The organism is Burkholderia sp. R-40 (genome assembly GCF_049942845.1).
GTDB classification, from domain to species: Bacteria; Pseudomonadota; Gammaproteobacteria; order Burkholderiales; family Burkholderiaceae; genus Burkholderia; species Burkholderia ambifaria.
The window spans coordinates 2,244,989-2,260,553 of the sequence record NZ_CP187968.1 but is presented as its reverse complement, the minus strand read 5'-3'; the positions used below and the strand labels follow the sequence as shown (position 1 = coordinate 2,260,553).

10 protein-coding genes and 1 tRNA gene are annotated in these 15,565 nt (G+C 66.6%); 4 read left to right on the top strand and 7 right to left on the bottom strand.

The window, feature by feature from the left end:
* Positions 1–90: 90 nt before the first annotated feature.
* The 4 genes from ACP26O_RS26530 to ACP26O_RS26515 all read right to left on the bottom strand — a co-directional run bounded on the left by ACP26O_RS26530 (position 91) and on the right by ACP26O_RS26515 (position 5,544).
* The gene (locus ACP26O_RS26530) at positions 91–1,713 is read right to left on the bottom strand and encodes an AMP-binding protein (protein ID WP_175663031.1); all 1,623 of its coding nucleotides are present in this window, start codon (positions 1,711–1,713) and stop codon (positions 91–93) included.
* Positions 1,714–1,868: 155 nt separating this feature from the next.
* Positions 1,869–2,816 (bottom strand): alpha/beta hydrolase, encoded by a 948-nt coding sequence (locus ACP26O_RS26525; RefSeq protein WP_244098916.1) that lies wholly within the window; start codon positions 2,814–2,816, stop codon positions 1,869–1,871.
* Between the two features lie 45 nt (positions 2,817–2,861).
* The gene (locus tag ACP26O_RS26520; protein WP_175663033.1) at positions 2,862–4,325 is read right to left on the bottom strand and encodes a flavin-containing monooxygenase; all 1,464 of its coding nucleotides are present in this window, start codon (positions 4,323–4,325) and stop codon (positions 2,862–2,864) included.
* Positions 4,326–4,377: 52 nt separating this feature from the next.
* Positions 4,378–5,544, bottom strand: a complete 1,167-nt coding sequence (locus ACP26O_RS26515; protein ID WP_175663034.1) for an iron-containing alcohol dehydrogenase — start codon at positions 5,542–5,544, stop codon at positions 4,378–4,380.
* Positions 5,545–5,831: 287 nt separating this feature from the next.
* Here ACP26O_RS26515 and ACP26O_RS26510 point away from each other — a divergent pair, with 287 nt between their 5' ends.
* Genes ACP26O_RS26510 through ACP26O_RS26495 form a run of 4 tightly spaced genes read left to right on the top strand, consistent with a single transcriptional unit; the run spans position 5,832 to position 11,917 of the window.
* On the top strand, positions 5,832–6,989 hold the full coding sequence (locus ACP26O_RS26510; protein ID WP_175663035.1) for an efflux RND transporter periplasmic adaptor subunit: 1,158 nt from the start codon (positions 5,832–5,834) through the stop codon (positions 6,987–6,989).
* Between the two features lie 19 nt (positions 6,990–7,008).
* Positions 7,009–10,152: an efflux RND transporter permease subunit gene (locus ACP26O_RS26505; RefSeq protein WP_175663036.1), complete on the top strand. Its 3,144-nt coding sequence runs from the start codon at positions 7,009–7,011 to the stop codon at positions 10,150–10,152.
* Between the two features lie 4 nt (positions 10,153–10,156).
* Entirely contained in the window at positions 10,157–11,599 is a 1,443-nt protein-coding gene (locus ACP26O_RS26500; protein WP_175663037.1) for an efflux transporter outer membrane subunit, read from the top strand.
* Between the two features lie 3 nt (positions 11,600–11,602).
* Positions 11,603–11,917, top strand: a complete 315-nt coding sequence (locus tag ACP26O_RS26495) for a hypothetical protein (protein WP_175663038.1) — start codon at positions 11,603–11,605, stop codon at positions 11,915–11,917.
* Positions 11,918–12,027: 110 nt separating this feature from the next.
* On the opposite strand, the gene ACP26O_RS26490 is transcribed toward ACP26O_RS26495, so the two are convergent.
* From ACP26O_RS26490 to selA, 3 genes are all read right to left on the bottom strand, one after another.
* Positions 12,028–12,123 (bottom strand) — tRNA-Sec (locus ACP26O_RS26490).
* 42 nt (positions 12,124–12,165) lie between these two features.
* Positions 12,166–14,091, bottom strand: a complete 1,926-nt coding sequence (gene selB / locus ACP26O_RS26485; RefSeq protein WP_175663099.1) for a selenocysteine-specific translation elongation factor — start codon at positions 14,089–14,091, stop codon at positions 12,166–12,168.
* Positions 14,088–15,527, bottom strand: coding sequence for an L-seryl-tRNA(Sec) selenium transferase (selA, locus tag ACP26O_RS26480; RefSeq protein ID WP_175663100.1), 1,440 nt, complete (start codon positions 15,525–15,527; stop codon positions 14,088–14,090). The genes selB and selA overlap by 4 nt, the downstream gene beginning before the upstream one ends.
* Positions 15,528–15,565 lie beyond the last annotated feature (38 nt).

The following is a 15,565-nucleotide window of genomic DNA, read 5'->3' as shown; positions in this document are numbered from 1 at the left end:
TCGAACAGCAATTTGAATCAGGGCTTTCCATTACACGATCGTTCGAGCAAGCCGCAGCGCGAGCTACGGGAATCGGCGCGGCTCATCGCGTCAGGCGTTCGTCACCCGCAACTCGCGCCGAAGGATTTTCCCGACGTTGCTTTTTGGCAGGCTGTCGCGAAACTCGATGCTTTTCGGACGCTTGTAGCCGGTCAGCTGGCCCTTGCAGAACGCCATCAGGTCCTCGGCCGTCAGTTCGGGCGCTTTCCTGACCACGAACAGCTTGACGGCCTCTCCCGAGTGCTCGTCGGGTACGCCGATCGCCGCGACTTCGTAGACGCCCGGGTGTTTGGCGACGACCTCTTCGATCTCGTTCGGATAGACGTTGAAGCCGGACACGAGAATCATGTCCTTCTTGCGGTCGACGATTCGCACGAAGCCGTCCGCCGAGATCGACGCAATGTCGCCCGACCGGAAGAAGCCGTCCGCGGTCATCACTTTCGCGGTCTCGTCCGGCCTCCGCCAGTAACCCGCCATCACCTGGGGGCCGCGGATGCACAGCTCGCCGGCTTGTCCGGGCGGCAGTTCGTTGCCGTCGTCGTCCCGGATCGATATGTCGGTGGATGGCAACGGCAGGCCGATCGTGCCGTTGAACTCGCCGCGTGCAACGGGGTTGACCGTCACGCATGGCGATGTCTCGGACAGCCCGTATCCTTCGATGATCGGCGCGCCGGTCATTTCCCTCCAGCGCTTTGCGACGACTTCCTGCGTGGCCATCCCGCCGCCGTTGGCCAGCAGCAGATTGGAGCAATCGAGACGCGAGAAGTCGGGATGATGGAGCATCGCGTTATACAGCGTGTTCACGCCCGGGAAGGTGGTGATCTTGTATCCGGCGAGCGAAGCGATCATCCCGCCGATGTCGCGCGGGTTCGGAACGAGCACGCACATCCCGCCCGTGTACATCGTCGACAGGCAGCAGATGTTGAGCGCAAAGATGTGATAGATCGGAAGGGCCGCCACCGTGATGAACTGCTTCACGTCGGGGCGCCAACTGCGCGCGGGCTCGAGCCAGACGTCCGCCTGCAATACATTCGCGACGATGTTCCGATGCAACAGCGTCGCCCCTTTCGACACGCCGGTCGTCCCGCCCGTATATTGGAGAAACGCGATGTCGTCCGGTGACAGGCGAGCCGGCACGAACGGGCGCCCGCGGCCCTCCGCGATCGCGTCGTCGAATGTCGTATGCGCGCCCGGCGCCAGCGTCGTCGCGGCGGGGCCGCCCTGCGTGGCGACCAGCACATGCTTCACCTGCGTGTGCGCGATGATGGCGTCCAGCGTCGCAGCACAACTGTCGAGCAGGATAATCGCCTCGGCGCCGCTATCGTTCAGCTGGTGTTCCAGCTCGCGGGGCGTATAAAGCGGATTGACGTTGACGACGACGTAGCCGGCGCGCAGGACTGCACAGATCGACACCGGGTAAGGCAGCACGTTCGGCATCATGATCGCGATGCGCGCACCGCGCTCGAGCCCTCGCGATTGCAGCCACGCGGCCAGTGAGCGCGACATCGCGTCGAGTTCACCATACGTGATCAGCGTACCGTCACACGCGAACGCGGGGCTTTCGCGAAACTTGTCGAAGCTTGCGTCGATCAATTCGCTGACGGATCGATACGCGCTGCAGTCGATCTCTGCCGGCACTTCTGGCGGATAGGAAGCAAGCCAGATCTTTTCCATACCGAATCTCCTCTGTCCTCTTTTGAATGATCGCGCGATGCTTCGCGCTTGGACGCACGTCGGGCACGCCGGCGCGCGTCGAACGATGCGAGAGCGCTGTCCTGCCGATCCGTCGCAAGCCGCATTGTTCGCACGGCAATGCGCGGACCCAAGCGTCAGACGCCGACACAGCCCCTTTCGGCCAGCCACCGAACGAAGGCGGCGGCGCGTTCCAGCAGATAGCGCGCTGTCGCGATATGACGGGCCGCGGTCACGATGCCGTGATGATGCGCGGGCAGATGGTGATGCTCGACTTCGCTGCCGGCACGCGCCGCGCACGATGCATAGGCCACGCCCTCGTCGCACAGCGGGTCGAGCCCCACGGTTGCAATGAACATCGGCGGCTGCCGCCGGCCCTCCGCATGCAGCAGCGGAGACAGGCGCGCAAGATCGAGCGGCGTGCCGGCCGGCACGTAGTGATCGCGGAACCAGCGCATCGATTCGGCCACCAGCGGAAATCCGCCTTGAATGCGTCGATATGACGGCAGCGACGCGGTCAGGTCCGTCACGGGATAAAAAAGGAGCTGTCCGACGATCGCGGTGCGCGCCGATCCCGCATTGGCGATGATCGTCGCCATGTTGCCGCCGGCGCTGTCGCCGGCCAGCACCACCCGGGACGCATCGATCGCGAGCGCCGGGGCGTGTGTAATCAGATAGTCCAACGCCCGTTCGCAGTCCTCGAGCGGGACCGGCCACCGGTGCTCCGGCGATCGCCGGTACTCCACCGACGCGACCGGGCACCCGCCATGCCGTGCGAGATGACGGCAAATGCCGTCATGCGTGTCCACGCTTCCGATCACCCACCCGCCGCCGTGAATGAACACGACGAGCGGATTGCAGCCGATACCTGCCGCGTCGCGCGGGCGATAGAGCCGTACCCGAATGCTGCCGCCCGTGACGGGAACCGCGATGTCGTCATGAGTCACCGCGTCGTCACCCGCAAGGCCGTTCAGTTCGCACGCACGCTCGAAGTTCGCGCGCGATTGATCCACGGGCAAGCTGCCGTAGTGCCGTCCGCCCAGTTCGCGGAACGTCCGCACGGCGTCCCGGGCATCGTCGGCCACTTCCGTCAGCGGCAACCAGAGCATCGATGTCATTCGCATCCCCGCTCAGAGCGTACCGAACACGCTTTGATCCCACTGCGTCGCGGCACGGTATTCGTCAACGGTGCCCGGCCAGTTGTTGATCACCTTGCCCTGCGCGTTCTTGTACCAGCTCGAGCAACCCGCGGAAAACGCCGACCCGGCCATCGCCGCTTGCAGCTTTTCGTTGTATTCGTCGAACACGCCCCTGTCGATGTCGACTGCGTCGATACCCGCCGCGGCCATGCCGCCGATCGCATCGATAATGTAGTTCTGCTGGATCTCGAGCATCGACACGATGGAGTTGTGGTTCAGGTTCGTGTTCGGCCCGTACAGCATGAACATGTTGGGAAAGCCCGGCACCGTGATGCCCAGATAGGCCTCCGGCCCGTGTTCCCACGCCTGCGCCAGCGTGCCGCTCGTGCCGCGCACTTGCAGGCTGCCCTGGAATGCCTGGCTCTCGAAGCCCGTGCCGAATATGACCACGTCGAACGGCAGAACACGGCCGTCCCGCGTCACGATACCGTCTTCGACGAACGCCTCCACACCTGCCGTTTCGAGCGCGACGTTCTCCCGCATGAGCGCCGGGTAGTAGTCGTCCGACCGCAGGATCCGCTTGCATGCGTATTCGTAGTCCGGCGTCAGCTTCGCGCGCAGTACCGGGTCGGACACCTGCCGATGAAGATGCGCCAACGCGAGGCTCTTGCCTTCCGTCTGCGCATTGGAACCCATCCGCGTGCGCTCGAATCCCGACTCGCGGAACGCGTGCAGCGATTTCCGGCTCTCCTCGAAGAGACGAGGCTCCTGCTCGTACGAATCGAGCTCCTCCTTCGAGAAGATGATCTGGTTGCGCGGCATGATCCAGTTGGCGCTGCGCTGGAACACCGTAAGCTGCGCGACCTTCGGCGCAATCGCCGGCACGTATTGCACCGCGCTCGCCGCGTTGCCGATGCTCGCCACGCGCTTGCCGCTCAGGTCCACATCGTGCCGCCATTGCGCGGAGTGGAAGGTGTCGCCCTTGAAACTCGCCAGGCCGCGCACCGCCGGCGTCATCGGCCGGTTCAGTTGTCCCCACGCCGGCACGAAGAAGCGAGCGGTCAACCGCGATCCGTCGTCCAGCTCGAACCGCCAGAGGTGCGCAGCCGCATCCCATTGTGCGCGGCAAATCTCGCGATTGAACCGCAGGTGGTCTGCCAGGTCGAACCGCGCTGCAAGCGATTTCAGGTAATTGAGCAGTTCGTTTCTGCCGGCATACATCGCGCTGACGCGCAAGTGCGGATGGAAGCTGTAGCAATACAGGTGCGACTCGGTATCGCATGCCGCGCCGGGATACGAATTGTCGAGCCAGACGCCACCGAGCTCCGGACGTTTCTCGAGCACGACGAAGTCGTCGATACCCGCGATTTTCATGCGGGCCGCCATTCCAAGGCCGCCGAAGCCGGCACCCAGAATGACGACCTCGTGATGCTCAACCTTTTCTACAGTGTTCACGGTGCACTCTCTCCATTAACGTTACGGCGACGACGGATCGGCCTGCGTCGGTTCAATAGGCCTGCTCATACAGGCGCAACGCATCGGCATCCGTGACAACGACCGGATTGTTCTGCAGCAGGCGCTGCTGCTTCATCGCATCCGCCGCGAGTGTCGGCAGGCTCGAACGCGTGATGCCCACGTCGCGCAGGCGTCGCGGTGCGCCGGATCGTTCGATCAGGTCGGTCACGAATCCGATGAATGCGGCCGTGCGCGTGTGGGCATCGCCGTTTCCATCCGCCCCTACGACGTCTGCCAGTTCCGAATATTGCGGAGCGGCCGCTTCCGCGTTGAAACGCAGGACGGGGGCCAGCATCAATGCGTTCGACAAACCATGCGGGATGTGGAAATGGCCGCCCAACGGATACGCCAGTGCATGAACCGCGGCCACCGGCGCGTTGGCGAACGCTTGCCCCGCCAGGGTGGCGCCGAGCAGCATGGCCTCCCTCGCACGCTGATCTTCGCCGTTCTCGCAAGCCGGGATCAGGTTGTTTGCCAGCAAACGCAGTGCTTCCCGCGCCAGCGCATCGGAAATCGCATTCTTCTTGTGCTTGCTGGTATACGCCTCGATGGCGTGGACCATCGCATCGATGCCGGTCGCAGCCGTATGACTTCGCGGCAGGCCAACAGTCAGTTCGGCGTCCAGGATCACTCTGTCGGCATACAGCTGACGTGACACGATCCCCATCTTGTTTGTTTCGCTTACCGAAACGATGGAAATGTTGGTGACTTCCGACCCGGTACCAGCCGTCGTGGGGATTTGCACCAGTGGCAGGCGTGCGCCCCGAACGTTGCCGATTCCGTACATGTCCGCGAGCGATTGCTGCGAGACGATCAGGACGGCGGCCAGTTTTGCAATGTCCATCGACGAGCCACCGCCCAAGCCAATGACGACGTCGACCTCTGCACTGCGCGCGAACTCGACGCAGCGCGATACCACGATCTCGGGCGGGTCGGCCACGACCTCGTCGAACACGGCGACACGGAATCCCCCGGCCGCCAACGACGCTTTCGCCGGCTCCAGCACGCCCGCCTTGTGCAGCCCTGCGTCGGTAACGATCAGGACATTGCGGCGCTCCGTCCATGCCGCCATTACTTGACCCAAGCGGCGCACGCAGCCCCACTCCTGAAGAATTGACGGAACGGTTTCGAAGAGCATCGACTGCGGGGACATTTCCATTGACGTTTCCTTCATGCGGACGTTGGCGGTTAGATCCGGGCACACCTGTACTGTCGTCGCCTCCCCTCCGCTTCCGCCGAACACTCCCGGCATGCACATGCCCCTGAGAACGAGACTTCCGGTTTTGGGATAGACTACGCGCCCTTGGTCAATTGACATGGTCATTTGATCACAACCGAAAACTTGCGGCAACTCAGTAGTTGCACGGGGCTGCGACGCGGGCACCGTCGACGCCGTCCTCGAACCGACAATGCGGGCCATCGTCGCCCGCGTCCCAAGGAGTCCACATGAAAAATCACAAACGACGCTGCTACGGCGCCGTATGCGCGCTGGCGGCGGCAATGCTGGCGGGCTGCGGGCCCGCCGAACAGCAGGCCGCCGCGCCGGCCACCCCTGTTGCGGCGATGACGCTGGCCGCCTCGCGCCTCGATCTGACCGAAGACCTGCCCGGCCGTGTCGCGGCGGTCCGGATTGCCGAGATCCGACCCCAGGTCAGCGGCATCGTGCAGCGACGGCTGTTCGAGCAAGGCACGGAAGTGCGGGCAGGCCAGCCGCTGTTCCAGATCAACCCCGCGCCGTTCAAGGCCGACATGGATACGGCCGCGGCGGCCCTGCAACGCGCGCAAGCCGCGCTCGAACGCGCCAAGGTGCAGACGACGCGGCTCAAACCGCTGGTCGAGGCCGACGCGATCAGCCGGCAGGTGTACGACGACTCGGTGTCCCAACGCGACCAGGCCGCCGCCGACGTCGCACAGGCCCGCGCGACGCTCGCACGACGCCAGCTCGACCTGAAGTTCGCGACCGTCGAGGCGCCGATCACGGGCCGCATCGACCAGGCGCTCGTGACCGAGGGCGCGCTGGTCGCGAGCAGCGACAGCCAGCCGATGGCACGCATTCAGCAGATCGACCAGGTATACGTCGACGTACGCCAGCCGGCCGCGTCGCTCGAATCGCTGCGCGGCGCCCTCGCGGCCCAGCCGGACGCGACGGGCAATGGCCTGCCGGTCGACGTGCTGCGCGGCGACGACTCGCGCTACGACGTCAGGGGCCGCATGCTGTTCTCGGGCGTCAACGTCGACCCGGGCACCGGCGACGTGCTGCTGCGCGTGCTGGTCGACAACCCGAAGCGCGAACTGCTGCCGGGCATGTACGTGCGTGCCCGCATCCCGCGTGGGCACTATGACAACGCGCTGACCGTGCCGCAACAGGCGATCGTCCGCGCGGGCGGCAAGCCGCAGGTCTGGGTGCTCGACGCGAAGAGCCAGGCGCATCTGAAGGCCGTCGAGGTGGGCGAGCTGACGAACCGCAGCTACCGCATCAAGTCGGGCCTGCAGGCAGGCCAGAAGGTCGTCGTCGAAGGCATGGAACGCCTGAGCGACGGCGCGACCGTGACGGCGGCCGCATGGAAGGCGCCCGAGGCGGTCAAGACCGCTTCCGCGCACTGAGTCACGGGAGCCTCAAGTCATGTCCCAATTCTTCATCCGGCGCCCGGTGTTCGCATGGGTGATCGCCCTCTTCATCATCCTGCTGGGCCTGATCGCCATTCCCGAACTGCCGGTTGCGCGCTACCCGTCGGTCGCGCCGCCGACCGTCACCATTACCGCCACCTACCCGGGCGCCACGCCGCAGACGATGAGCGACAGCGTGCTGAGCCTCATCGAGCGCGAGCTGTCCGGCGTGCGAAACCTGCTGTATTTCGAATCGTCGGCGGATACCTCCGGTCAGGCGCAGATCACCGCGACCTTCAAGCCCGGCACCGATTCGGCGATGGCGCAGGTCGAAGTACAGAACAAGCTCAAGTCGGTGGAACCGCGCCTGCCTCCCGTCGTGCGGCAAAACGGCGTGATCGTGCAGTCGGCCGCCACGGGCTTCCTGTTGTTCGTCGGCCTCAAGTCGGACAGCGGCCGCTACGACGAAAACGCGCTTGCCGACTATATGGCGCGCAACGTCGTCGAGGATCTGCGACGTGTCGAAGGCGTCGGCAAGGTGCAGTTGTTCGGCTCCGAACAGGCGATGCGCATCTGGGTCGATCCGCAGAAGCTGATCACCTACGGCCTGTCGATGAACGACCTGACGACGGCCGTCAGCCAGCAGAACGTGCAGATCGCGCCGGGCAGCCTCGGCGCGGCGCCCGCGCTGTCCGGGCAGCGCGTCACGGTGCCGCTCACCGCGCAAGGGCAGCTCACGACGCCGGAGCAGTTCGCGAAGATCGTGCTGCGCGCGAATGCGAACGGCTCGAAGGTCGTGCTTGGCGACGTCGCACGGGTCGAACTCGGCCCGCAGGCGTTCACCTTCGTCAACAGCGAGAACGGCAAACCCGCCACCTTCGCGGGCGTGCAGCTGGCGCCGGGCGCCAACGCGGTGAAGACCGCGGAGGCCGTGCGCGAGCAACTGGACATGATCGCCAGGACGATGCCGGCCGGCATGGCCTACTCGATCCCGTTCGATACCGCGCCGTTCGTGAAGATCTCGATCGAGAAGGTCGTTCACACGCTGCTCGAGGCGATGGTGCTCGTGTTCCTGGTGATGTACCTGTTCCTGCAGAACGTGCGCTACACGCTGATCCCGGCGATCGTCGCGCCGGTGGCGATGCTCGGCACCTTCACGGTCATGCTGATGACCGGTTTCTCGATCAACGTGCTGACCATGTTCGGCATGGTGCTCGCGATCGGCATCATCGTCGACGATGCGATCGTCGTCGTCGAGAACGTCGAACGCCTGATGGTGGAAGAAGGCCTGTCGCCGAAGGACGCGACGATCAAGGCGATGAAGGAAATCACCGGCGCGATCATCGGCATCACGCTGGTGCTGACGGCCGTGTTCCTGCCGATGGCGATGTCGAGCGGGTCGGTCGGCGTGATCTATCAGCAGTTCACGCTGTCGATGGCCGTGTCGATCATGTTCTCGGCCCTGCTCGCGCTGACGCTGACGCCGGCCCTGTGCGCGACGATGCTCAAGCCGGTCGAACACGGGCACCACGAAAAGCGCGGCTTCTTCGGCTGGTTCAACCGCCGTTTCGACCGCCTCACGCAATGGTACGAGACGCGCGTCGGCCGGCTGGTCGGCCGCACCGGGCGCGTGATGCTGCTGTTCGTCGCGATTTCCGCCGCGCTGGTGTTCGGCTTCCGGATGCTGCCGTCGTCGTTCCTGCCCGAGGAAGATCAGGGCTACTTCATGACCGGCTTCCTGCTCCCGGCGGATTCGACCGTCGAGCGCACCGGCGACGTGGTCAAGGCGCTCGAGAAGCATCTCGCATCGCGTCCGGCCATCGAGTCGAGCATCTCCATCATCGGCTACGGCTTCTCCGGCCTCGGCTCGAATGCGGCACTGAATTACGCGGTGCTGAAGGACTGGAACAAGCGCGGCGGTGCATCCACGCTGGACGAAGCGATGCGCGCGCAGGCAGCGATGGGCGGCGTGACCGAAGGCACGGTCATGAGCCTGTTGCCGCCGGCGATCGACGGGCTGGGCACCAGCTCGGGCTTCACGATGCGCCTGCAGGATCGCGCCAACCAGGGCTACGCGGCGCTCAAGGCGGCTGAAACCAGGCTGCTCGAACTGGCCGCGCAAAGCAAGGTGGTGACCGGCGTCTATCCGGACAGCCTGCCGACCGGTACGAGCGTGAAGCTTGACATCGACCGCGAGAAGGCCGAAGCGCTCGGCGTGTCGTTCACGACCATCAGCGACACGCTGTCGGCCGCGATGGGTTCGACCTACGTGAACGACTTTCCCAACGCGGGCCGCATGCAGCAGGTAATCATCCAGGCCGATGCGCCGGCACGCATGCAGATCGAAAACGTGATGAAGCTCTACGTGCGCAACGCGACCGGCGGCATGGTGCCGCTGTCCGAAGTGGTGCGCCCGGTCTGGTCGGAAGCCCCGCTCCAGATGGTGCGCTTCCAGGGTTATCCGTCCGCGCGCATCTCCGGCGGCTCGGCGCCCGGCTACTCCAGCGGCGCGGCGATGGCCGAGATGGAGCGTCTGGCCGCGCAGTTGCCGCCGGGCTTCTCGGTCGCCTGGACCGGCCAGTCGCTGCAGGAGCGCGAGTCGGCATCCCAGGCGCCGATGCTGATGGCGCTGTCGATGGTCGTCGTGTTCCTCGTGCTCGCGGCGCTCTACGAGAGCTGGGCGATTCCGCTGTCGGTGATGCTGGTGGTGCCGCTCGGCCTGATCGGTGCACTCGGCGCCGTGATGCTCCGCGGGCTGCCGAACGACGTGTTCTTCAAGGTCGGGATGATCACCGTGATCGGCCTGTCGGCGAAGAACGCGATCCTGATCGTGGAATTCGCGAAGCAATTGCGCGAGGAAGGCAAGGGGCTGATCGAGGCTGCCGTGCAGTCGTCGAAGCTGCGCCTGCGCCCGATCCTGATGACGTCGCTCGCGTTCGGGCTCGGCGTGGTGCCGCTCGTCATCGCCTCCGGTGCCAGCTCCGAGACGCAACACGCGATCGGCACCGGCGTGCTGGGCGGCATGATCACCGCCACCGTGCTGGCCATTTTCTTCGTCCCGGTTTTCTTTGTGTTCGTGATGAGCATCCAGGAACGCATCTCGGCATGGCTGGCACCCCGCAAGAAGCCCGCCGCCGTGACCCACGAACAAGAAGGTTGATGCCATGCGATTGCTTATTCTTTCCGCCGCGGTTTCCACCGCCCTCGCGCTGTCGGCGTGCTCGATGGCGCCGAAGCTGGTCAAGCCCGGGATGCCGGTGCCGACCGCCTATACGACCGCTGCCGCGGCCGACCAGCACGCGAACGCGGCCGATCTCGGCTGGCGCACGATGTTCGGCGACCGTCGCCTGCAGCGCCTGATCGAGCTCGCGCTCGAGAACAACCGCGACCTGCGCCTGGCCGCGCTGAACGTCCAGGCTGCCGAAGCGCAGTACGGCATCCAGCGTTCCGCGCGCCTGCCGTCGATCGGCGCCGGCGCGAGCTTCACGCGCCAGCGCACGGCGGCCGACTCGCAATCGAACCCGCCGCTGCTCGAAAACACGCAGAACCAGTACGGCGTGAACGTCGGCGTCAGCGCGTTCGAGATCGACCTGTTCGGCCGCGTGAAGTCGCTGTCCGATGCGGCGTTCGCGCGCTACCTCGCGACCGATCACGGCCGCCGCGCGGTGCAGATCGCGCTCGTCGGCTCCGTGGCCAACGCGTATTTCGCCGAGCGCCTCGCGCAGGAACAGCGCGCGTTGTCCGAACGCACGTTGAACGACTGGCGCCAGTCGCTCGATCTCGCGCGCCGGCTCAAGCTCGCGGACCAGGCGAGCGGCGTCGACATCGCACAAGCCGAAGGCCAGGTCGCGAGCGCCAGCGCCGATCTCGAAGCGCGTTCGCGCGCCGTCGAGCAGGCCGGCAACGCGCTGCGGTTGCTGGTCGGCACCGACCTGCCGAAGACCGTGCCCGACCCGCTGTCGCTGGAACGCCAGCCGGTGATGACGCAACTGCCGGCCGGATTGCCGTCGGAATTGCTGTACCGCCGGCCGGACATCCAGCAGGCCGAGCAGAATCTCGTCGCCGCCAACGCCGACATCGGCGCGGCGCGCGCGGCGTTCTTCCCGCGCCTGTCGCTGACCTCGTCGATCGGCTTCCTCAGCCCGGGGCTGGGCAGCCTGTTCGACGGCGGCCAGCGCGTGTGGAGCTTCGCGCCGCAGGTCACGTTGCCGATCTTCCAGGGCGGCCGGCTGCGTTCCGAACTGAATCTCGCGGAAGTGCGCAAGTCCAGCGCGGTGGTCGAGTACGAACGCGCGATCCAGACCGCGTTCCGCGAAGTGGCCGACGGCCTCGCCGGGCGCGAGACCTTCAGCCGCCAGATCGACGCGCAATCCCGGGTCGTCAAGAGCGCCGAGCGCCGCACCGATCTCGTGAACCTGCGCTATCGCGCCGGCATCGAGGATCGGCTGGAACTGCTCGACTCGCAGCGGCAGCTGTATGCCGCGCGTCAAGCCTTGCTGGATCTGCGCAACGCTGAACTGGACAACGCGGTCGCGCTCTACAAGGCGCTCGGGGGCGGCCTGACGGACGTCGACGTGCGTTCTGGCAACAGCGTTCCGAACAGCTGAGCCTTGCGTCATCGCTCGTTCATTCACGACGATCAAAAACACGATCGAGTCCGGCGGCACAGGCACCACGCCGCCGGGCCGTCGCCCGATCACGCTCGCTTCGTATTGCTGACGGTCACCATCGCCCTGGCGATTCTGAACGGATGGTTCATCATCTATGGCCTGAACGTTGTAACCGCGTCCGCGGTCGCCGACCACGCACTCGCGGCCGTGATCCGGGATGCGCCGAGCTATCTGGTCCTTGCTTTCCTGCTGCTGATCGTACTCGTCTCGACGGTGATCGGGCTCGCCAAACGGGCTCACCAAGAGGAGGGGTAGCCCGCTTGTCCGGCATTCGCCGCCGCCCGTGCGTCGGAGACAGGGCATTTGCCGACATCAATCATGGAGGCCGCAATACCAGACGATCGGAGAGTGGTGGAAGTGCGAAATGGCGGAAGGCAGCCGGAGTCGAACCGACCCGGGAGTGTCTGACACCCCCAACTGGATTTGAAGTCCAGCCGTACCACCGGATACGAATGCCTTCCGACGAGAGAAGAGCCACAAGAACGAGAAGAACGCCGAGCGCGTTACGCCTGAATACTCGCCCAACCGCTGTCAGGCCGCAGGAAGTGGAGATCGCGGTGGAAGCGAGTATACCCAACCCGATCGAAGAACTCGAGAATCTGGATCGCACGCTTGCGGCCAAGCCCCGTCGCGTCGCGAAACGTCGCCGCATCGAGCCCGCCGCCGCGCGTCGGCGCGAGATCTGCAACGAGCCCGGCCAGTTCGCGCACGATATCCGCGTGATAAAACAGGTCACGCACGACCTGATGCACGTCGCCGCGCCGCGCGAGCTTGCGCAGCAGCGTCCGCACGGCCTCCTCCGCCGTGCCCGTGTCGCGCGCCAGATCGCGGACCCACGGCGGATCGAAGCGCCCGGCGTGGATCAGCGGCAGCAGTTGCCGCGCCAGCGCTTCGTCGCGCGCATCGAAACTCACCGAATGCGACGGCAGATGCAGCCAGGGCCCGCTACGCGCGACCTCCCCGCCGTCCACCAGCGCATCGACGAGCGCACGCCACAGCGCATCGCCGACGAGCGGCGCCACCATCCGCCGCAGACGTGCCGCGTCGAGCCCCTGCTCGTCCGGCACGCGCTCGTGATACGCGCGCAGCGTGTCGATCGTGCGCGCCTGCAGCGCCAGCCAGTGCGCCCGCGCCATCACCGTGCCGTCGTTCGACGTGGCGTCGCGCTGGCCGATCGCGAGCGCATCGTCCGGCAACGCGAGCACGTCGGGCGCAAACCCGGTGAGGTGCGTGAGCATCGTTCGGGCGATACCGAGCGGCGCCTGCGCGAGCAGCGCATCGAGCCGCCCTTCGTCGAGCCACGCCGCCAGTGCGTCGAGCCATGCGCGACGCGCGGGCGTGCGGCGCTTGCGCGCGGGACCGAACGGGTCGAGTACGCGGCCGCCGCCGACGGTGCGCGTCGCTTGCGGATTGCGAACGATGAAGCGATCGCCCGGCAGCGCGAACACGGGTTCGTCGAACACCAGTTGCACGCGCATCTTCTGGCCGGCCGCGAGCGTATCGCCGTCGAGCAGCGCGACGTTCGCGACGCGATGCAGCGTGCCGAGATGCACGTGCAGTGGCGCCCAGTGCGTCAGCGTGAGCCCCGCATCGGCCAGCAGCGTCAGTTCGACGTCAAGCCGTGGCGACATCGCGACGAGCCGCGCATCGGCGACGGTATCGCCACGTTCGACGTCCGCCTTGTCGACACCGGCCAGGTTCAGCGCGCAGCGCTCGCCCGCGCGACCCGCGTCGACCGGCCGGTTCTGCGCATGAATGCTGCGCACGCGCGCCGCGCCGCCGGTGCGCACGACCACGAGCGTGTCGCCGGTCGCGACGCGGCCCGCGAACGCGGTGCCCGTCACGACGGTGCCCTGCCCGGCGAGCGTAAACACGCGATCGACCGCGAGCCGGAACAGGCCGTCGTCGCGGCGCGCGCGCCACGCGAGCGCCGCATCGGCGAGGAAACGCTTCAATGCGGCGACGCCCGGATCGTCGTCGCGCGTCGCGCAGGTTTCGAAGATCGGCGCGCCATCGAGCGTCGAGCCGTGCAGCCATGCGGCGATCTCGTCGCGCACCGCCGCCACGCGCGCGGCGTCGACGCGATCGCACTTCGTCAGCGCGACCGCGCCATGCGTCACGCCGAGCAGTTGCAGGATCGCGAGATGCTCGCGGGTCTGCGGCATCACGCCGTCGTCGGCGGCGATCACGAGCAGCGCGAAGTCGATTCCGCACGCGCCGGCCGCCATCGTATGAACCAGCTTCTCGTGGCCGGGCACGTCGATCAGGCCGAGCACGTCGCCGTTCTCGAGCGGCGTATACGCATAGCCGAGTTCGATCGAGATGCCGCGCGCCTTCTCTTCCTTCAAGCGGTCGGTGTCGACGCCCGTCAGCGCCCGCACGAGCGTCGTCTTGCCGTGATCGATATGTCCTGCAGTCCCGACGATCATTCAGCGGGCCCTGCAAGCCGCACGCATTGCGCGACGAATGTCGCTTCGTCGGCTGCTTCGAGGCAACGCAGATCGAGCCGCAGCGCATTGTCGGCCACACGGCCGATCACCGGACGCGGCCATTCGCGCAGCCGCTTCTCGAGCTGCGCGAGCGCACGACCGCCGCGCTTGCCGTCCGGCGTGCGCACGACGAGCCCGGCGCTCGGCAATTGATCGAGCGGCAGCGCACCGCTGCCGATCTGGCTGAACATCGGCTCGACGCGCACGTCGAAGCCGTTGCCGAGGGCGGCCTGCAACGCCGGACGCACGCGCTCGGCGGCCTCGGCGATGTCGCGTTGCGGCCGCGTCAGCAGCCGCAGCGTCGTGAGCCGCTCGCACAGGAATTCCGGTGCCTGGTAGAGCCGCAGCACGGGTTCGAGCGCGGCGAGCGTCAGCTTGCCGACGCGCAGCGCGCGCTTGAGGGGGTGTTTCTTGATCTTCGCGACGAGCGCGCGATCGCCGACGATCAGGCCGGCCTGCGGCCCGCCGAGCAGCTTGTCGCCGCTGAACGTGACGAGGTCCGCGCCGGCCGCGACGGTTTCCTGCACGGTCGTCTCGTGCGGCAGGCCCCATTGCGAAAGATCGGCGAGCGTGCCGCTGCCGAGATCGACCGCCACCGGCAGCCCGTGCTCGCGCGCAAGCGGCGCGAGTTCGGCCAGCGTCACTTCCTTCGTGAAGCCGCTGATCGCGTAATTGCTGCAGTGCACCTTCATCAGCATCGCCGTGCGCGGGCCGATGGCCTCGGCGTAGTCGCGCAGATGGGTACGGTTGGTCGTGCCGACTTCATGCAGCTTCGCACCGGCGCGGCTCATGATGTCCGGAATGCGGAATGCGCCGCCGATCTCGACCAGTTCGCCGCGCGACACGACGACTTCCTTCTTCGTTGCCAGCGCCGACAGCGTGAGCAGCACGGCCGCGGCATTGTTGTTGACGACGGTCGCGGCTTGCGCGCCGGTCAGTTCGCACAGCAGATCGTCGATCAGATCGTCGCGGTCGCCGCGGCGGCCGGTGGCGAGATCGAATTCGAGGTTCACGGGCTGCGTGAGCGCGTCGACCACCGCGCGCACCGCGTCGTCGGGCAACAGCGCGCGCCCGAGATTGGTATGCAGCACGGTGCCCGTCAGGTTGTACACCGCGCGCACGGCACCCGCGCTCCGCGCGGCCAGCGTGCGGGCGACCGCTGCCGCGATGCGCGGCTCGTCGAGCGGCTCGGCCGCCGCCGGATCCTGCTGCGCGGCGGTACGCCAGCGTTCGAGTTCGGCGCGCACCGCGTTCAGCACGCGCGTGCGGCCATAGTCGGCGAGCAGCGGCTGCAGCGGCGCCGACGACAGCACGCGCTCGACCGACGGTACGCGCGCGAGGACGGCATTCAGTTCATTCAAACCCGGTTCGCTCACGTAGGGGTGGCTCCATTTCCATGCGGGGCTGGCGGCCG

Coding starts and splice junctions, on each gene's coding strand:
- ACP26O_RS26530 (WP_175663031.1), bottom strand. CDS start 1,713: ATGGAAAAGATCTGGCTTGCTTCCTATCCGCCAGAAGTGCCGGCAGAG.
- ACP26O_RS26515 (WP_175663034.1), bottom strand. CDS start 5,544: ATGGAAATGTCCCCGCAGTCGATGCTCTTCGAAACCGTTCCGTCAATT.
- ACP26O_RS26510 (WP_175663035.1), top strand. CDS start 5,832: ATGAAAAATCACAAACGACGCTGCTACGGCGCCGTATGCGCGCTGGCG.
- ACP26O_RS26505 (WP_175663036.1), top strand. CDS start 7,009: ATGTCCCAATTCTTCATCCGGCGCCCGGTGTTCGCATGGGTGATCGCC.
- ACP26O_RS26500 (WP_175663037.1), top strand. CDS start 10,157: ATGCGATTGCTTATTCTTTCCGCCGCGGTTTCCACCGCCCTCGCGCTG.
- selB (WP_175663099.1), bottom strand. CDS start 14,091: ATGATCGTCGGGACTGCAGGACATATCGATCACGGCAAGACGACGCTC.